Origin of the sequence: Rheinheimera hassiensis, assembly GCF_022436675.1 — a bacterium.
In the GTDB taxonomy this organism is placed as follows: Bacteria; Pseudomonadota; Gammaproteobacteria; order Enterobacterales; family Alteromonadaceae; genus Alishewanella; species Alishewanella hassiensis.
In genome coordinates this window covers 252,793-275,652 of the sequence record NZ_JAKUJZ010000004.1, presented here as the reverse complement: position 1 = coordinate 275,652, position 22,860 = coordinate 252,793, and the positions used below count along the sequence as shown (strand labels likewise).

Below are 22,860 nucleotides of genomic sequence, written 5' to 3'. Positions count from 1 at the left end.
CAGCGCCCTTATTAAGCGACCAGTGTATTAAGGCGCCAATTTAAGAAACATCATAAGTTACATAAAATATAAAAACAACTTTTGTAACACTAAAAGTATCTTAAAACTGCGGTAGAATAGCCGCCACTACAGCGCTTAAAGAGTAACTAATGAGAAAAGACAGCCGCTTATCGCGCATGCTGCATGTGCTGGTGCATTTGCATCAGCTGCAACAGGCCGTTACATCTGACCAACTGGCGCTAATGCTGCACACCAACCCGGTGGTGGTGCGCCGCACCATGTCGTTGCTGCGCGAACAAGGTTATGTCAGTGCCGTAAAAGGCCATGGCGGAGGCTGGACATTAGCCAAACCGCTACACGAGATCACACTGCTGGATATTCACCGTTCACTAAGTGAAAGCTCTTTATTTACCATAGGCTTAACTGACGAGCACAATCACTGCCCGATAGAAAAAGCGGTAAATCTGGCGATTGATGATGTATTACAAGAAGCTGAAGCTCTTGTTCTGCAACGCTTTGGCGAGGTAACACTGGATAAATTGGCCACAGGTTATACGCCCAGGTAATACGCGCGCTGGCGCAGCGCTTTGCATAACTGTTATGCTGCAACCACGTTGTTTAGCTGCACTACTAAAACCTGATAAGAACCTGATGAAAATCATTGTTAAAAGTTTATTTAAAGGCCTGGCCATTGTTTTGCCACTGGTTATCACTATCGAGCTGCTACGCTGGCTGCTGTTAACGGTTGAAACAGTATTAAACCCGGTGTTGCAAGTGGTATTGCCGGGTGAATGGTATCTGCCGGGCATGGCAATACTGGGGTTTTTACTGGTATGCACTGCCATTGGCTACAGTTCACGCTGGCCAAGCTTTAACTGGTTATGGCAGGTGCCCGGCAAAATTTTAATGAAGCTGCCCGGCACCAAGCAGGTGTATGGCATGCTGCAGGACATTATTGATGTGATGTCAGGCAAAAACTTTACCGACGGCTCGGTGGTAATGGTGAAGTTGCCTTCGTCTGAAATTGAGTTAATTGGCATTGTTACCAAACAAGGCGGCCAGCCGCATGATCGAATGTCTTCGCTGATGCAGGACGAGCAACTGGCGGTATTTATTCCAATGGCATACAACGTTGGTGGCTATACCATTGTCATACCCCGCAGCTGCACGCGGAACATTGACATGAAACCCGCCGAAGCCTTGCAACTTGTGCTCAGTGGCGGTTTAGGTAGCGCTAAAGCGCCGGGCTCATCAACACGTTAAAAAAGCTTGCTGCCAGGTTAGCCCAACAACATCCACAGCGCCACGCCAAACATCAGGCTGGCGCCAATGCGGTTTAAATACTGCACGCGGTTGGGTTTGCCAAAAAACAGCGCCAGCGCTTTACCGCCACTGGCGTATAGCAGCATAGATAAAAACTCCAGCAGCACAATAATGGCCACCAGTACGAACAACTGTGGCCAAAAGGCGTACTTGATGTCAATAAAGGGCGGCAACAGCGCCATATGAAATGCCCAGCCTTTAGGGTTAGACACCGCCGTAATAAAGCCCTGGCTAAATAAGGTGCGCCGCGCCATTAACTGCCGCACTTCACCCTGCTGCGGCAGCGTCAGCTTGCCTTTAGCCATCCACATTTGCAGGCCTATATAGCCCAGATAGCAAGCACCGGCAATTTTAAACCCTTGAAACAACGCCGGAAACTGCAGCATTACCGCCGCCACGCCGCCCACAGCCAGCACGGCTACCAGTGCCACGCCAAGCATTTCGCCCCACATCATCCAAAAGGTACGCCGCACGCCCTGGCTCATGCCCAATGTCATCGCCAGTGTCATACACATACCCGGTGTTACCGAGACAAATAAAAACGTCGGAATAAAAGCACCCAGCAGGGCCAGATTAACCATAACCACCTCAACAGCAAAGTAGCGCTATTCTGGCTGGTTGTATCAGCGCCAGCAATAGGGTTAGGCAGGGTTTTTAGTCAACTTAGCGCAGTTGATCGGGTAGTTCATTGCACATGCTCACAGCGCTGCTAATCTACATAAAGCAAAAACCAATACAATTTAATAAATTTAAATTAACAAAAACACATGACAACAGCGCCTCGCCAGGTTGTCACTTGACAACCAAAGTCTGCGCAACTAGAATCAACGAGGATTACACGTGCCACGGAAAAAGCATCCTAAAAAAGACATTGAAGACGCTTTGCAATATGCAGAACAGCACGGCTGGGTTATTGATGTAGGGGGCAGCCATGCCTGGGGGCGAATGTATTGCCCTTATAACGACACAAACTGCCGCTGTGGTGAATTTTGTATTGCCAGCATCTGGAGTACACCCAAAAATCCAGCTAACCATGCCAGGCAAGTTAAACGGGTGGTAGATAACTGCACCGCACAACGAACCCAAAACTTTGAAGATTAAGCAGATGACATTATATGAGTTTACCTTAAAGTTTGCATTGCCCGATGCTAATAAGGATCCAGCAAATTACATCGAGCAGTTGGCACAGGCGTGCTGTGACGACGCCCTCATTGGTATCGGCCAGCAAGGCCGTATCGCGCTGCAATTTAGCCGCGAAGCCAACAGTGCTTTTGCGGCGATAACCTCTGCGATTAAAGACGTTAAAACTGCCATTCCAAACGCAGCCATAATTGAAGCCACACCTGATTTAGTTGGCTTAAGCGACATCGCCGATCTACTCGGCTTTAGCCGGCAAAATATGCGTAAACTTATGCTAAATCATACTCAAAGCTTTCCTGCTCCACTGCACAGCGGCAGCAGCAGTATCTGGCATTTGGCCAAGGTGCTTAACTGGTTTGCCAAGCAGCAAAATAAAACAGTACCAACAGAAATTGCAGAAGTCGCGCAAGTAACCATGCAGGTGAATATCGCAAGATCACTAAGCGAGCTGCAACCCAACACCCACAAAGAGTTTATGCAAATTCAGCAAGAGCTTGCGCAATATCGTTGAACACAAAAATTGCAGCCCCGCATATAAATGCTGTTTACCAGTTGCTCATAATGCGTAAAGTTGCGCATCTACAGGTTATGTTCTAGATTGGGTACTCGATACATCCAAATAAACAATAAGAACTTCAATTACTTTTGAAAGAAGCTCTTCATTTGGCAAAACAACAAGAAAAGGAAGTCTTATGAAGCTTAACCATATCCTGTCTGTACTAAACCAAATAGAAAAATCCAAGTTTATTACGTGCCTGGATAAACTATGCTCATCTGCCGCGACCAATGATGAAGTCATTTCAAAAGCACTGAACAAAGTAAATCGCCAAATTAAAGATGCGTCCGGCAGTGAAATTACGCAGCTATTTAATGCCGTTTCGGCACAGTACCAATATTCTATTCGTGAGAAGCTGGCGCTATGTGATGCTTCGATGGCTTTACTGGTAAATATCCTTACCCGTGATGGCAATGGTATTGCGCGTATTTCGTGGATTGAACAACTTTACGCCCGCGAGTGGGAAACATTAGATACGCTGGCACGGCAAATTCAGGTGGATATCGAAAGTAATCTGGCCGAGGACTATGGTCATGCCCATCGATTAAATATTTTCCGCGATTGCCTGAATATCGCCTATAAAAACGATGAGAAAATTAATCGCCAAGCCAATATCACTGATGATGAGCGCAGTATTCTGAATACCTTGGCGCACCACCTGAAAATTTCCCACGATGAACTGGTTGCAATTGAACACCTGTCAGAGCCAATTAAAGCTGGCAAGCAGACCGTGGACAACTGCTTACAGGAGCTACGTGATATGGGTGTCATATTCATTAATCGCAAAAGCTCGGAAGTCCTTATCCCCGACGAAGTGGTTGCCGTGTTGAATCAAATCCAGGGCAAAGAGCTGGCCAATAAGCACTTGTTGCGGATCTTACGGGTGCTGTCTGATGCGGAACTATCTAACATTTTAAAAAGCTACGGTAAGCGCATTCGCGGTGTTAGCCGGAGCGAAAAAATCAGCACTATTCTGCATTCCGGCATCGCTGTGAGGGATATGCTATCGCGTGATCTATATGACGACGCCGACAACCAGAATAAACGTAAAGAGCGTTTGAAGCAGTTAATAGCGGATTTAGATATCGACGCAGAAAGAATCGGCTTCACGGTGGATGAGCGTATTGACGTGATTCTGGAAAGCCTGAACACTGCAGCCGACCGTGAGTTTGATGCCATTAGCGCAACCGGTTATAAAGAGATGTTCGACTCTCTGGTGCAGAACTTCCAAGGGCTGGATGCAGCAGGCAACCCGGAAACACTGACCCAGCGCATCAGGCAAGAGTATGAGCTGGAGGAAAACGAGGAGATCAATGTCGAGCGGCTAAGGGCTCTTAGTATCACACCACACGATGTGCTGTACCTGCTGACTAATGACGAAGTAAAGGAGTTACGAGACAATCTGAAATTGCCTAAAAAAGGCAATCCTAGGTCCAATATTCTGGAAGCCTTTGCCAACGCCAACGATAAACTGATCGAAAATTATGCCGCGCTGGCTAAGCGCGACCTGCTTACGCTTAAAGCTGTTGGCATTGAAATTAATGAAACTGACGTTGGTGTAAAATTTGAAGAAGCAACGAAAACGATTCTGGAGCAGCTTGATCTGGTCGTTGATGAAGAGCTGCGAAAATCAATTAACACATCGAAAGATAAAGCCGACATTATTATTTCTATTAGCGACGATGACATTATTATCGGCGAAGCCAAGACCTGTAAAAATGGTGACTTTGCCAAATACTCCACGACATCCAGACAAATAAAAGCTTATGTAAATCGCTGTGAAAATCAGGGAAAGCGTGTGGCACAAGTGCTGATCATCGCGCCCAGCTTCTCGCAGGATTTTATCGAGTCTGCAGAGATGGATACCGAAGTGAATATTTCACTGTTAACAGCTGAAGGCTTAAAGCAAATTTACGATGCTTACAAAGCCAAACGCCGCCCCAACTTCTCAGCCAAGCTGCTAACCAAAGGCGGATTGCTCAAAGCCGAGTTGATAGCAAAAAGTATTTGAAAGATTTGCAAGATAACAATGAAGAAGTAAATTAAGGGAAATCATGATAATAAAAGAAATAGAAGTGATAGGATTAAATAACTCCAGCACTCCAATAAACATAAAGTTCAACGAAGATATAAACATTATAACAGGGCGAAACGGCTCAGGAAAAACAACAATTCTGAAATTAATGTGGTACTGCATTAGCGCCAACATTGAAAGAGCAATTCGAGAGATAATCTTTCAAAAAGTAACAATAACAACATCTGAATTCAAACTAACTATTGAGAGAAGTGAATCTAAAAGCAGAGAAATTGTTCATTACATTATCCAAAAAGTAAATGGCGAAATATTGCTCGACAAGAAAGAGCCAATTATGAGAGCGGATGTTGTAGAGGCAGCCAACCAAATAGCTGTGGAACTTTTTGACACATCTGTATTCTTCCCAACCTTCCGAAGAATTGAGGGTGGTTTTTCAATGACTGACTCCCACAGAGGTGGAAGTAGGAGAGTAATCAAAGATGGTGAAGAATACTTTGTCAGAGATAGCAGTGGGTTTGGAAGCGAGATACAAAATGCTTTGGAAGCTCACGCTAACAGATTATCTGTGTTAAAACATAAATTCGTTTCATCTATATCAACAGCCGACATTAAACAACTAGTAATTAGAAAGCATAATGATGCCACCACCAAAGTGGATAACTACTCCAAATCACTATCAGAAAAAATATTTTCTGAAATAAAAGGGTACAGAGAAACCGATTCTTCAGAAAGTAATGCCTTAAGAGATGCGGTATCTACACTTGATAAAATCAATCAGGATGTAATCGAATTTGAACAGATAAGAGAAAGCACATTCAATTCCCTAACAGTTTTATCCAACATAATAGTAACAATTTTCAAGCACAAAGGAATCAGACTGAACCCAAGAGTAGCGTTAGGTGATATTGACCAAAGTATAAACTCTGATGCGCTATCTGCAGGAGAAAAGCAGATGCTAAGTTTTTTATGCTACAACGCTCTTTATAGCGACTGTCCATTTTTTATAGATGAGCCCGAGCTTAGCTTGCACGTAGATTGGCAACGAATTTTGCTTGATGTACTCATTGAACAAAAGACAAATAATCAGCTATTTATAGCCACTCACTCCCCGTTTATTTATACACAGTATGAAGACAAGGAAATAATGATAGGAAACGACAGGGGGTATAGCTTTGAATAATAAATCTCTACCTACAGTTGATGAAATAGTAAACAGCTTAAAGCGGTCATTTATACCGACAATACTGATTGAGGGATCAGATGATCTATTTGTTTACAGATGGCTAAAGTCAAGCTTGAATAATACATTGGTATCTCTCCAACCATGCGGAGGAAGGACGAATCTTTTTTCTATTTACGATAGAAGAAGCGAGTTTGAAGGAAAAAACGTCGTATTTGTTGCTGATCGTGATGCATTTAGGTTCATTGAAATACCAAAAAACAAATCTGGGATAATATTCACTACAGGATACTGTATTGAAAATGATATATATGGTGGTTCTGACATCCATAACTTCGTTGACCATGACGATAAAATAAAACTAGAATTACTTAGGGGTATAATAGGAAAATGGGTTGCGTTTGAAGTATCTAAGACTATTAAAGAAAGAGAGCACGCATTAAGTGTAAGAGTTTCTACCCATATAAATGTGGTATCACCACCAGGGCTAAACGAAATTTGTCCGCAATTTTCTAAGGAAATTGGTTACACAGAACCAGAAAAAGAAGTATTAGAAATTGTATATCGCGATTACAATTTAAATGTTAGAGGAAAGCAGTTATTCCAAATGCTATCACGATTTCTAGCAAAAAAAGGTAGATTTTCAAATTTCAGTGATAAAAATTTAATTGAAATCGCACTTAAACAAGGTAATAACATCTTACTTAATAGGATTGTAAATGACATAAAGAAGGAATTACAAGTAGCTTAATATTTGATGAATAACAGCCGTATAATTTCGGCTGTTCTCTATCAATAAAGCAGATCAAAAAGCAGTATTTAAAACATATCACTTGTCACAGTCTGTTGAATATCCGCTGGTTTCCAGCCAAACATTGGCTTTTTCAGGGCTACGCGGAACAGTAATTCCGCGGCAATAAAAATAACTGACCAGCTGTGCGGCTTTGGTATGCCCGTCTGTTGCCGCACTGAGGTACCAATTGAAAGCTTGTGGTAAATCAGCTTTAACAACCACCCCGGCATCATAAATTTTGGCCAGCGCAAATTTAGCATCGGTAAGTCCGCTTTGTGCTTGCTGAGTCAGGTGTTGAATATATTGCGATACTGAAACTTCGTTCAGTTCACCATTGTTGCCGGTAACGTAAAAGCTGTCCGGCGCTTCAACAGCTGACGCAAACTCAGATTTTCGAAACCAGTCCAGTGCAGTAAACTGGTTTTGGTTTACACCCTCACCGTTTTCATACAACACACCCAGCTCCCACATAGCCTGAGCATGATTAAGCCGGGCAGCGTTGGTGAAATGAGACAATGCCACCTGATAGTCTGCGTTTTTGGGATTATTTTTGGCAATTAAGCCAAGATAGTACTCAGCCTCACCAGAACCCTTCTCTGCTGCCAGCAAAAAGCCTGTTTTCGCTTTTACATAGTCACCGCTATAAAAAGCATGCTGCGCAGTGCTCAAAGCTTCACTGCTCTCAGCTGCGGCCAAACCACCGGCGAATAAACTGAAGATAAGAAAGACAGGTTTAATCATTGTTCTGTGTCCAACAGGCATTTCAATTAGAATTAATTTAACCAACAATAAACAATATGTTCATTTATCGCCATGATAAAAACAAATTCTCCCCACCTGTCGAATTCATCACTGCTGCTTCGACTAAGCTGTGATACGTCAAACTAATGCGTTTAACACAGGGGGTTAATTATGTCAGGCAATACCGTAATACTGCACAGGGTTATAAAAACCACACCAGAGCGGTTGTACCGTGCTTTTTTAGATGCCGATGCGCTGGCGAAATGGATACCGCCGCATGGTTTTACCGGCAAGGTGCATAGCATGGATGCACGGGTGGGCGGCGGCTACAAAATGAGTTTTACCAATTTTAATACCGGCCAGAGCCACAGCTTTGGTGGCACTTATCTTGAGCTGAAACCAAACGAGCTGATCCGCTATAACGACCAATTTGATGATCCAAGCCTGCCGGGCCAGATGCTGGTTACCATCCGGTTAAAGCCGGTATTGTGTGGCACTGAATTGCATATTGAGCAAAGCGGCATACCCGAGGCAATACCGCTGGAGTTTTGCTATGCCGGCTGGCAGGAATCGCTGCAGTTGCTGGCGCTTTTAACCGAACCTGAAATACCGGATCAAGACTTTAACTAACTGCCAGGCAGCACTATTGCTGTTGCAGCCACTCTCTGGGGCTGGCGCCGGTTTTACGCCGGAACGCCCGCGCCAGTGCTGACGGGCTTTCGTAGCCCACTTCATCGGCAATCAGCGCAATAGGCCGGCCTTCGCGCAGACGCTTTTGCGTCAGGCTAACGCGCCAGCTAAGCAGATAGTCGGCCGGGGTTTTACCCACCACTTTATGAAACTGCGCCGCAAAGCTGGCACGCGACATACTGGCCGCGCTGGCCAGTTCGGCCACCGACCAGGGCTTGGCTGGCTGGTCGTGCATCAGTGTAACGGCGCGGGCTAAGCGTAAATCAGCTAAGCCAGCCATCATACCGGATGACATGCTGCTATTGGCCATAACATGGCGTAGCAACTGGATCATCACCAGCTCAAACAGCCGGTTTAACACCGCATTTTTACCGCAGTTTTGCTCAGCGGCTTCGCTAAATAACCACACTACGCTGTCGCTGAGAATGGGTAACTCACTGACAGGCAGCAACATATAATCGGGTAAAGCCGTGGTTAACGGGTTATCCAGGCCACCATCGAAACTCACCGCCGCACTAACAAGCTGAGTATTGTCTGTTGCCACTGCACTTAACTGGTGTTTACAGGGCCGGGGAATAAACAGCAGGCTCGGCTGGCTGATCACAATCTCCTGCTTGGCTATATGCAAGCGGGCCTTGCCGGTATTAACCAGATGCAACTTGCCACTACGCTCCTGTGCGTCATAGGCCAGCTCACCGCTAAAAGTGCCAGCATAAAAAGTTGTGGCGTGCATACCAAATTGCGCCAATAACGTTGAAAGCCTGTCCATATTCAGCCCCATTTAGACTATCTGCAGCATAATTTAGACAATATGACGCCAAAAAACAAGATTAACCGCCTAATATACTCCCAACGCTTGCAACTGAATTGAAGCTAAGCAGTACGCCACTTTAGGCATGACGTTAACCAACGAAAACATTATTAACTGAACAGGAATACATTATGACTAAGTTCAAATTTCGCCACATCGCCGCCGCTGTTGCTACTGCAGCTTTAACATTAAGCAGTGCCCCCTTTGCCGCAGAAAAACCTACCGTGGTGTTAGTGCATGGCGCCTTTGCTGAATCGTCCAGCTGGAACGGCGTAGCCGCGAACCTGCTGCAACAGGGCTACCCGGTGGTTGCTGTTGCTAACCCGCTACGCAGTTTAAGTGGCGATGCCGATTATGTTGCCAGCCTGGTAAAACAAACCAGCGGCCCGGTTGTGTTGGTTGGCCACTCTTACGGTGGCGCGGTGATCAGCAACGCTGTGCAGGGCAACACCAATGTTACCGCCCTGGTATATGTTGCCGCTTTTGCACCGGAGCAAGGCGAAACGGTACTGGAATTGTCTGGCCGTTACCCTGGCAGCACTTTAGGCCCGACACTGGCAGCGCCGGTGATACTAAAAGACGGCAATAAAGACTTATACATCCAGCAAGATAAGTTCGGCGAGCAATTTGCGGCCGATGTGCCGGCGAATGACGCCGCACTGATGGCAGCCACCCAGCGCCCGGTTACTGAACTGGCGTTAACTGAAGCTGCTGGCGAGCCCGCGTGGCACACAGTACCATCTTGGGCCATTTATGGTACCGCCGACAAGAATATTCCGTCTGCTGCGATGAAGTTTATGGCTCAGCGCGCTAAAGCGAAAAAAGTCGTTGAAGTACCGGGCGCTTCGCATGTGGTGATGACATCTCACCCGGACAAAGTTGCTGCGCTGATTGTTGAAGCAGCAACCGCCACTACGAAATAACCGCCGCTAACTACGGCACACTGAACCGATATTGATACTAAACGAACATAAACTAACTGAATAAATTGAGGGCACTACCATGAAAGCATTAAACACTGTTATTACTGCCAGCCTGTTAGCTTTAAGTATCGGCAATGCGTTTGCCGCTGGCTCACCGGGTGTTGAAACCCAGACTCAGGGCTTTTTAAATGCCTTAGCCCAGGGCGGCGGTAAGCCACTGGAGCAGTTATCAGTCGCCGATGCCCGTGCTGTGCTGGTGGGCGCTCAGCAAGGTGCTACTTTGCCAGCGGCAGATGTCAGCGAAAAAACCATTAAAGTCGATGGCCAGAGCATTAAACTGGTTATTGTAAAACCAAAAGGCACTAAAGGTACGTTACCGGCCTTTATGTACTTTCACGGTGGCGGCTGGGTATTGGGCGACTTCCCAACGCACGAGCGTTTAATCCGTGATTTAGTACAGCGCTCTGGTGCCGTAGCAGTGTATGTCGATTACACCCCGTCACCGGAAGCCAAATACCCAACGGCGATTAACCAGGCCTATGCGGCAACGCAATGGGTAGCGATAAATGGCAAAGAGATTGGTGTTGATGGCAGCCGTTTAGCGGTCGCCGGTAACAGCGTCGGCGGTAATATGGCGGCGGTGGTGGCCTTAAAAGCCAAAGCAGAAGGTACACCGGCGCTGAAGTTCCAGCTGTTGTTATGGCCGGTAACCGACGCCGGCTTTAACAATACCTCGTACCATACTTACGCCGACGGCCACTTTTTAACCCGTAATATGATGCAGTGGTTCTGGGATAACTACACCACGTCTCAGGAGCAGCGTAACGAAATTTATGCCTCGCCACTACGCGCTACCACTGAGCAATTAAAGGGCTTACCACCGGCGTTAATTCAAACCGCCGAAATGGATGTGCTGCGTGATGAAGGCGAAGCCTATGGCCGCCATCTGAACGATGCCGGTGTTGCAGTAACTACAGTGCGCTACAACGGTATGATCCACGACTTTGGCCTGCTGAATGTACTGAGTGATGTACCGGCAGTGCAGGATGCGCTGGACCAGGCTGGCCGTGAGTTAAAAGACCATCTTAAATAAGTAAACAGCCCGCAGAAAAGACCCCGCCCGGGGTCTTTTTGCTTTATACCGTCAGCCAATAAACCGCTAGGTTTGCAGCCGCGTAGCGCTAAAGCGGTTTAGTAAATGGTGCATAAGATACACAGCAATTAAGGTACAGATCACCGAAATAGCCACCGAGCTAAAGCGATACAACGCGCTGTATACCAGATCTTTTTCTGGCGTAAGGTACTGGCCAAATAAAATGCCCATGGTGGTCATAGCGCCAAAACCGGCACCGGCCTGGCCGCCTTCAAACATATGATGCCGGGCAAACAGCATAATGCTTAGCCACATTGCCAGCGCGACAAACAGCAGCACACCAGCATGGTTATACAGCAGCAGTTGGATCAACAACCCAACATTACAGCCCACTAAAGTACCGATTGCCCGGTTCCAGCCAGCTTTACCGGCACCGTGCCAGTTCAGCGGAAACAATACCAGCACCGATGCCACCTGCGCTGACAGCGAATCTACCAGATCAAAGCTTTGAAACACCAAAAACGATAAGGTCGCCACAGTGGTAGCCAGAATCACCTCATGGCGCTGGTTACTTAACGGTTTAACCGGCATTTGCCGCCCCTGCCGTGGTGTGGTATCCGGAAACAGGGTATACATTAAAAAGGTAATAAACAGGGTAGCAGCACCGGCCACCAGGTTAGACATGACAATATCGCTGACTTGGGTAACAGGCGCCGGATAACTGGCGAAGTGCAGCTGCATTGATAAGCCCACCATAGTCATGGCGCCAAACAGGAAATTGACGCCACGTGTCATGCAGCGAAATAAAAAGCCAAACTGCAAAATAACCAGCAGTGTCATCGCCAGTGGTTTGTCACCAAACAGGCCCTGCAATACCAAAATGCTGATACTGACAAACAGCGTACTGGCAATAAACTGGCGCAGTATATGGGCATTAAGCACCGGCACCAGCCCCAGCAATAACATGGGGTTAACCACAAAAAAGGTACCGTAACTCCAGCCCATTAGCTTGCACAGCACAAAACCCAAAGTACCGGCAAACGCAATACGCAAACACTGGCGCAGATCGTTACTGCTTAGCTGCAATTTTTTTGGCGTAATGTGAAAGGGCGAAGACATAGCCGCCACCTTAATAGATATAATGCAGCAGGCTGATAAACCGTGCCTGCACCTGCCCCAACCAACGCGCCGGGCCGTCAGCCGGATACAACTGCACCGTGGCACGCGCACCGCTGGGTAAAGCTGCCAGCACCTGATCATTATCATTTAACTCAAGGTGCAAACGCAGGTACTGTGCATCGCGCACCCAGCGATCAGAATTTTCCGGGTTAGCCAGGCTGCCATCAGCCGGTAACTGACCGTCTTTTACCCCGGCATCAACCGACACTACCGTTGCTGCAAACACCTGGCCCGGCAGGCTGTCAAACATGATACTGGCAGCAGTACCTACGCTAACCTTCATCAGCGATTTTTCACGAAAATCGGCAATAATATCGGCTTTTGTTGCCACCAGCGCAGTCAGCGTTTTACCAGCAGTAGCATAGTTGCCGGGCACCAGTTGCAGGTTGCTTATAACGCCGTCTACTTTGGCCTGCACAGCAGTGTACTGCAGGTTTAGCCTGGCATTGGCTAAGTTATTGCTGGCCTGGCGCAGTAACAGGTTGTCATCACCGCTGGCCCCGCGGCGCACCACCAGCTCATTCAGCTGTGCTTTAGCAGCCTCTAGCTGTGCCTGTGCACCGGTATATTTGGCCCGGGTTTGATCAACTAATTGCTGCGATACGCTTTTGCTGCCAATAAGCTGCCCCAGCCGCTTTACTTCCAATTCCAGCTCATCGGCACTGGCCTGATACGCCGCTACACTGGCACGGGCAGCGGCAATAGTGGCCTCCAGTTGGGCGTTTTCCTGCTTTGCCGCCTCCAGCGCCAGTTCGGCTTTGTCTACCGCCAGCACGTAAGCGCGCGGGTCCAGCGTAAACAACGTATCACCGGCTTTTACCGGCTGGTTGTTTTGCACCAGCACTTGCGTTACCTGGCCGCTTACATCGGGGGCTATAGCCACCACAGGGTGCATTACCCGCGCCTGGGTACTTAGCGGCATCCAGATATCTGCACAAATAAAATAGGCAAAGGCGATAACAAATACCGCTAATGCCCCCTGTACCCAGCGTTTAAAAATCTGATCCGGTGTCATGCTTTATTCTCTGTAGCGGTGGCAAGCAGCAAAGTACGGGCGTTACGCTCCATAATGTCTAACGACTGCATCAACTGCTGTACCGCAGCCGGGGTTAAATCCTGGTACAGCGCCTGGCGGATTTGCATCGTGCGCTCAATCAATTTCGCCAGCATCTGCTGTCCGGTTACGGTGAAATACAAACACTGCGCTCTTTTATCGCTAGGGTGCGGCTGGCGCTGCAGCATCTCCTGCTCTACCAACTGGCTAAGGGTGCGGCTTAGCGACGGCATTTCTATACCCAGCTCCTGCGCCAATGCTTGTTGGGTAGCGCCTTCGCCCAACATTTTCAGATGCAGCATCGCTGTCCAGCGTGATTCGGTCATATCCAGCGATTGCACCGATGCAGTAATAGCGCTGCGCCATAAGCGATGCACCCGCCCAATCTGGTTACCCAGCGGCACTTTGAGCATAGCTTTCATCTCGGTCAGGTTGGTTATTTCAGTCATTACACGCCCATAAATTAGTTAGCTTGCTAAGTATTATATGGCCATCAATATACTTAGCAAGCTAACTATTTTATTCTTGCGTTGAACCGTTCAGGAATTGCGTTAAACGCAGCAGCATGGCTGTCGCTCTGGGTTCAATGCTATAGTGACGCCATGTTTTACGCCTGCCGCTGGCAGCTTTTATTACAGGAATACGCATGAACACTATTTACCATATTGGCACTGTCGGCCAGGCTTGGGGCGCAGCAGAAACGGCGCAGTGGCTGAGTGAACAGCAGATAAAACGCAGTTTCTTCGACGAGGTATTACCGGCGATCACAGCACTGCAAAACGAGTTTGATATTGAGCAATACGGCGAGCTGAATTATCAGCACGTTAGCGGTAAAACCTACCCACTGTTTGCGGTAAAAAGCCGTAACTGGCAAAGCGATAAACCCACCATTTTAGTTACTGGTGGTGTGCATGGCTACGAAACCAGTGGTGTGCATGGCGCACTGCGCTTTTTACAAACCAAAGCCAAAGTTTACAGCAACAAAGTAAACGTACTGGTGCTGCCCTGTATCAGCCCCTGGGGTTATGAAACCATCAACCGCTGGAACCCGCAGGCAATAGACCCGAACCGCAGCTTTGGCGCCGATGACAAAGCATCTGAAGCACAACAGGTAAAGCAGTATCTGGCAGGCCTGAACACCCGATTTGCGCTGCATATTGATTTACATGAAACTACTGATTCAGATAACAGCGAGTTTCGCCCGGCCAAAGCGGCACGCGATGGCACGGTGAACAAAAACTGGAATATCCCCGATGGCTATTACACGGTAGATGACGCCGAACACCCCTGCCCGGCGCTGCAAAAAGCTATTATCGACAGCGTAGCCAAGGTGACTCATATCGCCGAAGCTGATGAAAACGGCGAGTTAATCGGCGAGAAAATTGCGCAGTTTGGCGTAATTAACTACGCCAAAGCCAGCTTAGGTTTATGCGGCAGCGTAACCGATGCGCCGCTGGTTAGCACCACTGAAGTATACCCGGACAGCCCAAGCGCCACGCCAGAACAATGTATTCAGGCTCAGGTAGCGGCCGTGGTAGGTGCCTTGGATTATTTACTGCAACAAAGTTAATTAATACTCTGCCGGTGCAGCTTGCAGCAGATATTCAATCAGCAAACGCAGGCGCAGAGGTTGGTTATCGCGGTCGCGGTATAACAGATAGGTTTTACGCAACGGCCCCAGCCAGTCTGTGGCCAGCCTAACCAGCCTGCCCTGCTGCATATGCTCCTGCACCACCCGGCGCGGCAAATAACCAATACCTACGCCGGCTTCAACCGCTTGCATGGCAATATTCATATCGTCAACAAACAGCCGGACATTGCCCTGCGGGCGAAAGTCAAAGGACTCGCGGCGTTGCTGATGCTCGAAACGCCAGACATTAATCGGGCTACTGACAACCAGCGGATAGTTTATCAGCTCAGACGGGTGCTGAATGTGATGCCATTGCGTGGCCTGGCTGCCGGCACACAGTAACGATTGCACATTGGTTAGTGGCCTGGCGATCCAGCCTTGCAGTGCCGGCTCACCTACGCGGATCGCCAAATCAATAGCATGTTCGCCAACATCAATAACCCAGTTTGACATGCGAATATCTAAATCAATCTTGGGATAGCGTAACTGAAACTGATTCAATGCGCCCGCCAGCCAGCGGTAAGTGGTATTTACCGGTACTGCAATACGCAGCAAACCGGCAGGCTCATGTTTCTCCGCCTGCAAGTCACCGGAAATATCATTCAGCTCGCTGAACAAGGGGCCGCAGCGCTGTAAATATTGCTGGCCGGTGCCGGTCAGGTTAATACGATGCGCGTCGCGGTGCAGCAAGCGTAATCCCAGCGCTTGTTCCAGCGCATTAATACGCCGGCTTAGCGTCGACGGCGGAATTCCTACCTGCTCTGCCGCCTGGCGAAAACTTCCGGCTTGTGCCACCAGCCAAAATAGCCGCATATCATCCAGAGAGTAGTTAGGTTTCATTTTTGGTATTTAACCTGCTATTAGTTGATATATATTTTATTTATGAAACAAATAAACTATACGGCAAGTTAAACTGCCAGAGCAATACCATGAGCCGCCAATCGCCATTCGTTACCATTTTATTATTGTTAATCAGTATCTTTTGCTGGGGCAGCGTGTTTCCTGTGTCAAAGCTGGTGTTGGATCAGATGTCACAAAACTCCCTGGTAGTGTGGCGCTTCAGCATCGCTGCTCTGTGTTTGCTGGGCTACATACTGCTTAAGGGTGAACGTTGGCCAACCCTGGCCTGGTGGCAGTATGCCTGGTTGATCGCCATCAGCCTGGTAGGGGTCGGCGGCTTTAATTTATTACTGTTTACCGGTGTGAAGCATACTGCCGCCACTAATGGCGCACTGGTGATGGCATTAAGCCCGTTAGTTACCTCATTATTGGTCGCGGCCCTGTCACGCAAGTGGCTTAGCCGCTCGCAAAGTGTCAGCCTGGTAATAGGCTTAGCCGGCGTATTGCTGGTTATTACCAAAGGCAGTTGGCAAGCGCTGCTGCAGTTTGAGTTTAACCGCGGCGACATCACCATTATCGCCGCTATGCTGTTATGGTCGGCCTACACCACGGCGTCACAAAAAATGACTACCTGGTTGCCACTGCTGCCTTTTACGTTAATCAGCATGTTAGCAGGCGATGCCTTTATTCTGGGCTTTAACAGCATACAGGGCGATATTCATCCGATTGCGGAACTGTTGCAACTGCCGCTGCAGGGAGTATTGGCTGTGGTTTATATCGGCGTGTTTGGCACTGTTATAGGGTATTTATTTTTCTTAAATGCGGTGCAGCAGCTGGGGTCGGCGCCTGCGGCTTTATTTTTCAACTTAATTCCGGTGTGCGCTGCGTTAACAGCGCTGCTGATGGGGCAAAAGGTCACATCTATTCAGGTTACCGGTATGGCGGTTGTGTTGCTGGGTCTGATGCTGCCGCAGCTGCTAAAAGTACTGCGTCAGCGTAAAACTGTGCAAATAGCTGTAGATCAGTAATGATAACGGCAGGAAATAATGGTTAGCGCACTATCATCCACCGCATACACCAGCCTGTTGGTGTCATCAATGCGGCGTGACCAGAAACCGGATAAATTCTCTTTTAGCGGCTCGGGTTTACCGATGCCGTCAAAGGGGCTGCGCTTAGTTTCAGTAATCAGTTTATTAATGCGTTTCAGCGTCTTTTTATCCTGGCTTTGCCAGTATAAGTAATCTTGCCAGGCTTCATCTGTCCATGACAATAGCCTACTACTCATCCACCAGCTCTTTGTTTGTCACCTTGCCCGCTTTGAACTGCGCAATAGAGCGTTGCAAGTGCGCAGCGTTAGCTGGTGAGCGCAGCAAATGCACCGTTTCCATCAGACTGTTGTAGTAATCCAGCGACATTACCACGGCATCTTCAGAGTCACGCCGCGTAATTACTGTCGCATCAGCGTCATTAACTACAGCATCCAGCACGGCTTTTAAGCTATTTCTGGCTTCGGTAAAAGATACAACTTTCATAAGGCCTCAACCTGTACGTTTAACCGCACAAGTATAGGTCTAAGTGCTAAAGTTGTACAGCATACGGAACATATAACAGAACAGGTGAAAGCATCTTGTTCCGATGCCTTCACTTGCCAACTTTTAGCTACGTTCCGGAATACGCTCCAGTACAGCTAATAACAATTCCCAGTATTGGCCGACGGTTTTGATATTAACCATTTCATCCGGGCCGTGCGGGAAGCGGATGGTGGGACCAATGGACACCATATCCATATCCGGATACGGCTTTTTAAACAGGCCGCATTCTAAGCCTGCGTGAATAACCATTATGACCGGATCTTTATGGTAAATGTCTTTGTAGGTTTGGTTTACTATCGCCATTACCGGCGAGTCCGGGTTCGGTTTCCAGCCAGGGTAAGCACCGCTGAATTTCACTTCTGCGCCAGCTAATTGCGCCAGTGAGCCAAGCATGCTTTGCACCTGTTCACGGCCGGAATCAATTAACGAGCGGATTAAACACAGTACCTGCACGCTGTTATCTTTAGTGGTGATTACGCCCATATTAAGTGAGGTTTCGGTAACACCGGCCACTTCATCGCTCATGCGCATTACGCCGTTAGGGCACACATTTAACAGGCTGATAAGCGTGCTTTGCGCTGCTGGCGTTAATACCTGCGCCGGTGTAGCCACTTCGGCCAGACTTAGTTTTAATGCCGGCTCTACCGCGGCCAGTTCAAACTGCAATAGCGCTGCAAACTCTGCTACTGCCTGTTGCAACAACGCCAGCTTTGCCGCCGGTACTGTTAAAGTAACACTGGCTTCGCGCGGAATAGCATTGCGTAATGAGCCACCGTTAAACGCCGCTACCGCCAATTGCAGCGCTGTGGCCTTGTCGGCTAAAAAGCGCGCCAGCAATTTATTGGCATTACCACGGCCCAGATGAATATTCACGCCGGAATGGCCGCCTTTTAAGCCGGTCAGGCTTAACGTAAACGCCGTTACGCCGTCAGCCGGTGTCTGCCACTGTGCCGGTACGGTAAATTCCGCGTCTACGCCACCGGCGCAGCCCATGTAAATTTCGCCTTCCTGCTCTGAATCGGTATTAATTAAAATTTCGGCTTGCAGCATGCCTGGTTCTACACCAAAGGCACCGGTCATACCGGCCTCTTCATCTATTGTCAGCAGCACTTCCAGCGGGCCATGTTTAATATCACTGCGGCCTAAAATAGCCAGCGCTGATGCCATGCCAATACCGTTGTCGGCACCTAAGGTAGTGCCATTGGCTGTTACCCAATCGCCGTCAACATAAGCTTCAATTGGGTCTTTGGTAAAATCATGCATTTTGTCGGCGTTTTTCTGCGGCACCATATCCAGGTGCGCCTGAATAACCACAGTTTTGCGGTTTTCAAAGCCGGCAGTGGCCGGTTTTTTAATGATCAAGTTACCTACTTTGTCTTCCAGCACGCTTAAACCTTTATCACGTGCCCAGGCCTGGATATGCTGGCTTAAGGCCTGCTCGTGCTTGGACGGGTGTGGGATGGCGCATATTTGGGCGAACCATTGCCATAATGGCTGCGGATATAAACTTGATAATGCTGACACTGCAGGCTCCTGTATTACTGGCGCGGTAAAAGCTTACCGGCGAAAGGCGGCTATTTTAGCACAGCGGGCTGTTGGCTTTACAGTGTCGCCGCTAACACGAAAATATCAGCCTGGCTGCGTAGTAAAGTCTTTGTTACTGATGGCATGCAGTTTACCTTCTGCCAGTAAACTGGTTATTGAGGTGGTATCTGCCAGCGTGTCAGCCGGCAGCGGAGCAACAGCCAGCAGCAACATATAACCGTCACGACCATGCTCTTTTACCCAGTACAACGCCTGATCAGCCAGGCGTAGGCTGTGCTGCCAGTCCCAGTTGGTTAACTGCGCCACCGCGCCAATTGAGCAGGTTAGCGGTTGTTGCAGGGCCATATTTTTTTGCCAGGGATATTGGCGTATAGCATCCTGAATACGCTGTAACACTAACTCGGCGTCTTCACTGTGTTCGAGGATCAACAAGAACTCTTCCCCGCCCCAGCGAATTGCGTGATCAGAACCCCGGCTGTTCTGGCGCAGAATATCGGCCACCACCATTAATATATTGTCACCGGTTTGATGGCCAAGGCTGTCATTAATGCGTTTAAAGTAATCCAGATCGAGTAAAACCCAGATCAGCGGATCGGCGTGGCGGTTGGCCCGCGCCAATATCTGCTGGATATTACTGTCCAGATAATGCCTGTTGTGCAAGCCTGTCAGGGCATCCTGCATACTCATGAGTTTTAGTTTTTCATTAGCCAGGTGTAACTCCTGGGTGCGAGCGGCCACCAATTTGGCTAGCCGGCGCTGCGAACGGGCCAACGCCAGCAAGCGCCAGCGGTACAGGCCCCATAATAGCAATATAAACAATATGGTTAATACGCCGCGTGCCCAGGTAGTTTCATGCCAGTAAGGCGTTAAGCGTATGTCCATGGTTACTGCATCACTCCAGCGGTAATCGGCCGCCACCCGTACCTGTACGTTAAAGCTGTAATGGCCGGGCGGCAGGTTGGTATAAAAGGCCTCCCGCCGGTTGCCTGCATCAATCCAATGGGCGTCGTACCCTTGCAACTGGTAACGAAACTGCACTGATGACGCCTGCACATAGTAAGGTGCGGTAAAACGAAAATGCCAGTCGCGCTGCTCTGGCGGTAATCTGGCTTCACTGTTGCGGTAGTGTTGATCATCAGCGGATAAACTTTCCAGTACGGGTAGAGGCAAAGGGCCATGCTGGATTAACTGCTGCAGCGGCAGAGATACCACGCCGTCCAGTGTCGGATACCATACCCGCCCCTGATGCACAGCGCCTTTGCTGCTGCCTGCGCCATTGCAGCAACGATGTGAATCGGTGGCAGCTTCCGGCCTGCGGTCGTCCACCAACATATATAACTGCTCTACACGGCCCTCCAGCAAACTACGGTAATTTACGCGGTAAAATCCCTGAAAATTGCTGATCAACAACTGATTGTCGACCAATTCAGCATGCAGGGCTCCGCTGCCAGGTAAGCCATTTTGCTGATTAAACCATTGCCACTGCCCCGGCTGCCCCAGTACAAAACCCTGATCAAGGCCGCCAACCAATATAGTGCCATCAGCGAATTCTTTAAGGGTACTAACAAAACTGCCCGACAACGGCATATCGTCAACCCGGTTAAAGCCGTTGGCATCACGTAAATACAAGCCATTTTCGGTGCCTACCCATAACCGCTGCCGGCTGTCCGGAAACACTATCCGCACTTTGGCCTGGCGCAGTACTTCTGGTACTTCGTGCTGCTGCAGTTCATCCTGCTGCAAATAAAACAAACCACCGTTGGTACCAACCCAAATGCGCTCATCTTCCTGCGCCAGCGTGGTTACCAGCAAATGGGCGATAGCCGCATAGTTACGCTGCCAGGCCAGTGTTGTGCCATCAAGCTGGCTTAAACCGGCGCGAGTGCCTACCCATAGCCGCTGCTGCGTGTCCAGCAACATGCTATAGACAAAGTTGTTTGGCAGGTACTGATTGGCGGTTAATGGCTGAAACTGGCCATATTGCAGCAAAGCCAAACCATTACTGGTACCAACCAGCACATGTTGCTGCCAGGGCATCAGAGCCCAGACATAAGGGTCGGGTATCCCCTGTGCCCGGCTAAACCGTTGCGTGGATGCGCGGCGTAACCGCTTCAGGCCATGAGAATGACTGCCCAGCCACAAATTGCCGTGCTTGTCCTGCAACATACTTTCAACCCAGACAAAGTCGCCCTGCTTATTACTGACAAAATCAGTTTCGGCTAATACACCGTTTTGCATGTTGTAAAGCTTGTCGTAGGTGGTTACCCATAATTGCTGCTGTGGATCACGATACAATAACTCTATACGGGTATCTGTTGGCAACCCCGGTAAAGCTAACTGTTGCCACTGTTTGTTTTGCCAGCTAAACAACCCGAGGTTTGATCCCAGATATACATCAGTACCCTGTACGGCTATCTCAGAAATTTGCAGGGCCGACACCTGCCCCGGTGCCGGATACCACTGATAACCATCGGCATTAAGTGTGGCAAAGCCGTTTAGAGCGCCAATCCACACCGTGTCATGCTGCTGATGCAGCTGAAATACCTGGCCATCATGTTCCGCTACCGGCTGCAATTGTTCTAATTGCTCATGCCAACGGAATAACCGGGTGGCGCCAATCAACATAGTGCCGTCTGCCAGCTCTGCAAAACTGCTCACCGATCCGACAGCATCTTGTTGTTGATCCAAGCGGCTAAATTCATGGTTTTGCAGCCTTACCAAACCATTAACAGTGCCAACCCATAGCCGCTGCCGGGCATCTATGTGTAGTGCTGAGATCAGGTTAGAGGGTAACGCCGGCGTATTGGCGGTGTTGTATACCTTAAAATTGAGGCCATCAAAACGGGCCAGGCCATTTTGCGTACCCAGCCAGATAAAGCCCTGGGCATCCTGTGCTATTGCCGTAACTGAAATTTGTGGCAGCCCGGCTTCTACCGACCAGATACGGTATAAGTAATCATCCTGTGTCAGCACCAAAGCTGTTGCCTGTGGCACATTCAGACAGCTTAGTAAGAGGGAAAGAAGTAACACCAGATGACAACAACGCACGTTATTAATATCCGCTACCTGCAAAAAGTTAATTTCAATTCGACTTTACTATAGCTTGCTTTACCCGAGGCAGTATAAACCTGACGAGTGGTATTTTTTGCAGCATCAACGGTCAGGTTGCAGCAATGGTCATACCAGTGTAAGCTCAAGCCAAATTTCAATACAGGAGCCATGCTATGGCTATTTCCCTGCGCAAAGCCAACTGGGGCTTAAAATTATTCGCCTGGCGTTATATTCCGCTGATTGGCTTTTGTTCACCCAAAATTGTCCGTATGAGCAGCAAAACGCTGGAAGTCACCATGCCGCACAGCTGGCGCACGAAAAACCATTTAGGCAGTATTTATTTTGGTGCTTTGGCTATAGGTGCTGACTTAGCCGGCGCGTTTTTAGTATTTAGCAAAGCCAAAGCACGTGGTGTAAATGCCAATTTTGCCTTTAAAGATGTGCAGGGCCAGTTTTTAAAACGGCCAGAAGCAACAGTACACTTTACCAGCCATGATGGCGATGTTATTGACGCCATGATTGACGAATCGTTAGCCACAGGCGAGCGCATTAATAAGCCGGTGTCGGTGGTAATAACCTGCCCGACACTGCATGGCGACGAACCGATGGCAACCTTTACCCTGACATTATCGGTTAAAGCTAAACAGCAGAAGAGTTAAGCCATCCGGCTCTGGTGCACACGGA

24 protein-coding genes are annotated in these 22,860 nt (G+C 48.6%); 13 read left to right on the top strand and 11 right to left on the bottom strand.

Going from position 1 to position 22,860, the window contains the following annotated elements:
- Nucleotides 1-149 precede the first annotated feature (149 nt).
- The gene (locus MJX74_RS10000) at nt 150-566 is read left to right on the top strand and encodes an RrF2 family transcriptional regulator (RefSeq protein WP_240222723.1); all 417 of its coding nucleotides are present in this window, start codon (nt 150-152) and stop codon (nt 564-566) included.
- Between the two features lie 85 nt (nt 567-651).
- Complete coding sequence (locus MJX74_RS09995; RefSeq protein ID WP_240222722.1) at nt 652-1,263, top strand: DUF502 domain-containing protein; 612 nt, start codon at nt 652-654, stop codon at nt 1,261-1,263.
- Between the two features lie 17 nt (nt 1,264-1,280).
- On the opposite strand, the gene MJX74_RS09990 is transcribed toward MJX74_RS09995, so the two are convergent.
- A complete protein-coding gene (locus tag MJX74_RS09990) occupies nt 1,281-1,904 on the bottom strand; it encodes a LysE family translocator (RefSeq protein ID WP_240222721.1) in 624 nt (207 codons plus the stop codon).
- Between the two features lie 259 nt (nt 1,905-2,163).
- Between MJX74_RS09990 and MJX74_RS09985 the strand changes: the two genes are divergently transcribed.
- The 5 genes from MJX74_RS09985 to MJX74_RS09965 all read left to right on the top strand — a co-directional run bounded on the left by MJX74_RS09985 (nt 2,164) and on the right by MJX74_RS09965 (nt 6,985).
- Complete coding sequence (locus MJX74_RS09985; RefSeq protein WP_068227937.1) at nt 2,164-2,424, top strand: hypothetical protein; 261 nt, start codon at nt 2,164-2,166, stop codon at nt 2,422-2,424.
- A gap of 4 nt (nt 2,425-2,428) precedes the next feature.
- The gene (locus MJX74_RS09980) at nt 2,429-2,974 is read left to right on the top strand and encodes a helix-turn-helix transcriptional regulator (protein ID WP_240222720.1); all 546 of its coding nucleotides are present in this window, start codon (nt 2,429-2,431) and stop codon (nt 2,972-2,974) included.
- A 181-nt stretch (nt 2,975-3,155) separates the two neighbouring features.
- Nucleotides 3,156-5,030 carry a hypothetical protein gene (locus MJX74_RS09975; protein WP_240222719.1) on the top strand — a complete coding sequence of 625 codons (1,875 nt, stop codon included), beginning with the start codon at nt 3,156-3,158 and terminating at the stop codon, nt 5,028-5,030.
- Between the two features lie 43 nt (nt 5,031-5,073).
- Nucleotides 5,074-6,234: an AAA family ATPase gene (locus MJX74_RS09970; RefSeq protein ID WP_240222718.1), complete on the top strand. Its 1,161-nt coding sequence runs from the start codon at nt 5,074-5,076 to the stop codon at nt 6,232-6,234.
- Nucleotides 6,227-6,985: a DUF4435 domain-containing protein gene (locus tag MJX74_RS09965; protein ID WP_240222717.1), complete on the top strand. Its 759-nt coding sequence runs from the start codon at nt 6,227-6,229 to the stop codon at nt 6,983-6,985. Before MJX74_RS09970 ends, MJX74_RS09965 begins: the two co-directional genes overlap by 8 nt.
- A gap of 78 nt (nt 6,986-7,063) precedes the next feature.
- On the opposite strand, the gene MJX74_RS09960 is transcribed toward MJX74_RS09965, so the two are convergent.
- Complete coding sequence (locus tag MJX74_RS09960; RefSeq protein ID WP_240222716.1) at nt 7,064-7,768, bottom strand: tetratricopeptide repeat protein; 705 nt, start codon at nt 7,766-7,768, stop codon at nt 7,064-7,066.
- 171 nt (nt 7,769-7,939) lie between these two features.
- Here MJX74_RS09960 and MJX74_RS09955 point away from each other — a divergent pair, with 171 nt between their 5' ends.
- On the top strand, nt 7,940-8,398 hold the full coding sequence (locus MJX74_RS09955) for an SRPBCC family protein (RefSeq protein WP_240222715.1): 459 nt from the start codon (nt 7,940-7,942) through the stop codon (nt 8,396-8,398).
- A gap of 13 nt (nt 8,399-8,411) precedes the next feature.
- Here the strand turns inward: MJX74_RS09955 and MJX74_RS09950 are convergent, their stop codons facing one another.
- A complete protein-coding gene (locus MJX74_RS09950) occupies nt 8,412-9,227 on the bottom strand; it encodes an AraC family transcriptional regulator (protein WP_240222714.1) in 816 nt (271 codons plus the stop codon).
- A gap of 173 nt (nt 9,228-9,400) precedes the next feature.
- Between MJX74_RS09950 and MJX74_RS09945 the strand changes: the two genes are divergently transcribed.
- Both MJX74_RS09945 and MJX74_RS09940 read left to right on the top strand, forming a co-directional pair.
- The gene (locus tag MJX74_RS09945) at nt 9,401-10,192 is read left to right on the top strand and encodes an alpha/beta fold hydrolase (RefSeq protein WP_240222713.1); all 792 of its coding nucleotides are present in this window, start codon (nt 9,401-9,403) and stop codon (nt 10,190-10,192) included.
- Nucleotides 10,193-10,271: 79 nt separating this feature from the next.
- Nucleotides 10,272-11,285 (top strand): alpha/beta hydrolase, encoded by a 1,014-nt coding sequence (locus MJX74_RS09940; protein ID WP_240222712.1) that lies wholly within the window; start codon nt 10,272-10,274, stop codon nt 11,283-11,285.
- A 66-nt stretch (nt 11,286-11,351) separates the two neighbouring features.
- On the opposite strand, the gene MJX74_RS09935 is transcribed toward MJX74_RS09940, so the two are convergent.
- The 3 genes from MJX74_RS09935 to MJX74_RS09925 are packed head-to-tail and all read right to left on the bottom strand — an operon-like array spanning nt 11,352 to nt 13,967.
- Nucleotides 11,352-12,404 carry a DUF2955 domain-containing protein gene (locus MJX74_RS09935; RefSeq protein WP_240222711.1) on the bottom strand — a complete coding sequence of 351 codons (1,053 nt, stop codon included), beginning with the start codon at nt 12,402-12,404 and terminating at the stop codon, nt 11,352-11,354.
- A gap of 10 nt (nt 12,405-12,414) precedes the next feature.
- Nucleotides 12,415-13,479, bottom strand: coding sequence for an HlyD family secretion protein (locus MJX74_RS09930; protein ID WP_240222710.1), 1,065 nt, complete (start codon nt 13,477-13,479; stop codon nt 12,415-12,417).
- The gene (locus MJX74_RS09925) at nt 13,476-13,967 is read right to left on the bottom strand and encodes a MarR family winged helix-turn-helix transcriptional regulator (protein ID WP_240222709.1); all 492 of its coding nucleotides are present in this window, start codon (nt 13,965-13,967) and stop codon (nt 13,476-13,478) included. Before MJX74_RS09925 ends, MJX74_RS09930 begins: the two co-directional genes overlap by 4 nt.
- Nucleotides 13,968-14,164: 197 nt before the next feature.
- On the opposite strand from MJX74_RS09925, the gene MJX74_RS09920 reads away from it, so the two are divergent.
- Nucleotides 14,165-15,088, top strand: a complete 924-nt coding sequence (locus tag MJX74_RS09920; RefSeq protein ID WP_240222708.1) for a M14 family metallopeptidase — start codon at nt 14,165-14,167, stop codon at nt 15,086-15,088.
- On the opposite strand, the gene MJX74_RS09915 is transcribed toward MJX74_RS09920, so the two are convergent.
- A complete protein-coding gene (locus tag MJX74_RS09915; protein ID WP_240222707.1) occupies nt 15,089-15,988 on the bottom strand; it encodes a LysR family transcriptional regulator in 900 nt (299 codons plus the stop codon). It abuts the gene before it with no gap.
- A gap of 89 nt (nt 15,989-16,077) precedes the next feature.
- Here MJX74_RS09915 and MJX74_RS09910 point away from each other — a divergent pair, with 89 nt between their 5' ends.
- Nucleotides 16,078-17,016 (top strand): DMT family transporter, encoded by a 939-nt coding sequence (locus tag MJX74_RS09910; RefSeq protein WP_240222706.1) that lies wholly within the window; start codon nt 16,078-16,080, stop codon nt 17,014-17,016.
- On the opposite strand, the gene MJX74_RS09905 is transcribed toward MJX74_RS09910, so the two are convergent.
- The 4 genes from MJX74_RS09905 to MJX74_RS09890 all read right to left on the bottom strand — a co-directional run bounded on the left by MJX74_RS09905 (nt 17,010) and on the right by MJX74_RS09890 (nt 22,119).
- Entirely contained in the window at nt 17,010-17,273 is a 264-nt protein-coding gene (locus MJX74_RS09905; protein ID WP_240222705.1) for a Txe/YoeB family addiction module toxin, read from the bottom strand. The two genes, MJX74_RS09910 and MJX74_RS09905, sit on opposite strands and share 7 nt — an antisense overlap.
- On the bottom strand, nt 17,266-17,520 hold the full coding sequence (locus MJX74_RS09900; protein WP_240222704.1) for a type II toxin-antitoxin system Phd/YefM family antitoxin: 255 nt from the start codon (nt 17,518-17,520) through the stop codon (nt 17,266-17,268). The genes MJX74_RS09905 and MJX74_RS09900 overlap by 8 nt, the downstream gene beginning before the upstream one ends.
- Nucleotides 17,521-17,643: 123 nt before the next feature.
- Nucleotides 17,644-19,104, bottom strand: a complete 1,461-nt coding sequence (locus MJX74_RS09895) for an aminoacyl-histidine dipeptidase (protein ID WP_240222703.1) — start codon at nt 19,102-19,104, stop codon at nt 17,644-17,646.
- A gap of 105 nt (nt 19,105-19,209) precedes the next feature.
- Nucleotides 19,210-22,119 (bottom strand): ligand-binding sensor domain-containing diguanylate cyclase, encoded by a 2,910-nt coding sequence (locus MJX74_RS09890; protein WP_240222702.1) that lies wholly within the window; start codon nt 22,117-22,119, stop codon nt 19,210-19,212.
- 230 nt (nt 22,120-22,349) lie between these two features.
- Here MJX74_RS09890 and MJX74_RS09885 point away from each other — a divergent pair, with 230 nt between their 5' ends.
- The gene (locus MJX74_RS09885) at nt 22,350-22,835 is read left to right on the top strand and encodes a PaaI family thioesterase (protein WP_240222701.1); all 486 of its coding nucleotides are present in this window, start codon (nt 22,350-22,352) and stop codon (nt 22,833-22,835) included.
- The last annotated feature ends 25 nt before the right edge of the window (nt 22,836-22,860 follow it).

Excerpts from the sequence above, each read along its gene's own strand:
- MJX74_RS10000 (WP_240222723.1), top strand. The coding sequence starts at position 150 with ATGAGAAAAGACAGCCGCTTATCGCGCATGCTGCATGTGCTGGTGCAT.
- MJX74_RS09995 (WP_240222722.1), top strand. The coding sequence starts at position 652 with ATGAAAATCATTGTTAAAAGTTTATTTAAAGGCCTGGCCATTGTTTTG.
- MJX74_RS09990 (WP_240222721.1), bottom strand. The coding sequence starts at position 1,904 with ATGGTTAATCTGGCCCTGCTGGGTGCTTTTATTCCGACGTTTTTATTT.
- MJX74_RS09980 (WP_240222720.1), top strand. The coding sequence starts at position 2,429 with ATGACATTATATGAGTTTACCTTAAAGTTTGCATTGCCCGATGCTAAT.
- MJX74_RS09975 (WP_240222719.1), top strand. The coding sequence starts at position 3,156 with ATGAAGCTTAACCATATCCTGTCTGTACTAAACCAAATAGAAAAATCC.
- MJX74_RS09970 (WP_240222718.1), top strand. The coding sequence starts at position 5,074 with ATGATAATAAAAGAAATAGAAGTGATAGGATTAAATAACTCCAGCACT.
- MJX74_RS09960 (WP_240222716.1), bottom strand. The coding sequence starts at position 7,768 with ATGATTAAACCTGTCTTTCTTATCTTCAGTTTATTCGCCGGTGGTTTG.
- MJX74_RS09955 (WP_240222715.1), top strand. The coding sequence starts at position 7,940 with ATGTCAGGCAATACCGTAATACTGCACAGGGTTATAAAAACCACACCA.
- MJX74_RS09950 (WP_240222714.1), bottom strand. The coding sequence starts at position 9,227 with ATGGACAGGCTTTCAACGTTATTGGCGCAATTTGGTATGCACGCCACA.
- MJX74_RS09945 (WP_240222713.1), top strand. The coding sequence starts at position 9,401 with ATGACTAAGTTCAAATTTCGCCACATCGCCGCCGCTGTTGCTACTGCA.
- MJX74_RS09940 (WP_240222712.1), top strand. The coding sequence starts at position 10,272 with ATGAAAGCATTAAACACTGTTATTACTGCCAGCCTGTTAGCTTTAAGT.
- MJX74_RS09935 (WP_240222711.1), bottom strand. The coding sequence starts at position 12,404 with ATGTCTTCGCCCTTTCACATTACGCCAAAAAAATTGCAGCTAAGCAGT.
- MJX74_RS09930 (WP_240222710.1), bottom strand. The coding sequence starts at position 13,479 with ATGACACCGGATCAGATTTTTAAACGCTGGGTACAGGGGGCATTAGCG.
- MJX74_RS09925 (WP_240222709.1), bottom strand. The coding sequence starts at position 13,967 with ATGACTGAAATAACCAACCTGACCGAGATGAAAGCTATGCTCAAAGTG.
- MJX74_RS09920 (WP_240222708.1), top strand. The coding sequence starts at position 14,165 with ATGAACACTATTTACCATATTGGCACTGTCGGCCAGGCTTGGGGCGCA.
- MJX74_RS09915 (WP_240222707.1), bottom strand. The coding sequence starts at position 15,988 with ATGAAACCTAACTACTCTCTGGATGATATGCGGCTATTTTGGCTGGTG.
- MJX74_RS09910 (WP_240222706.1), top strand. The coding sequence starts at position 16,078 with ATGAGCCGCCAATCGCCATTCGTTACCATTTTATTATTGTTAATCAGT.
- MJX74_RS09905 (WP_240222705.1), bottom strand. The coding sequence starts at position 17,273 with ATGAGTAGTAGGCTATTGTCATGGACAGATGAAGCCTGGCAAGATTAC.
- MJX74_RS09900 (WP_240222704.1), bottom strand. The coding sequence starts at position 17,520 with ATGAAAGTTGTATCTTTTACCGAAGCCAGAAATAGCTTAAAAGCCGTG.
- MJX74_RS09885 (WP_240222701.1), top strand. The coding sequence starts at position 22,350 with ATGGCTATTTCCCTGCGCAAAGCCAACTGGGGCTTAAAATTATTCGCC.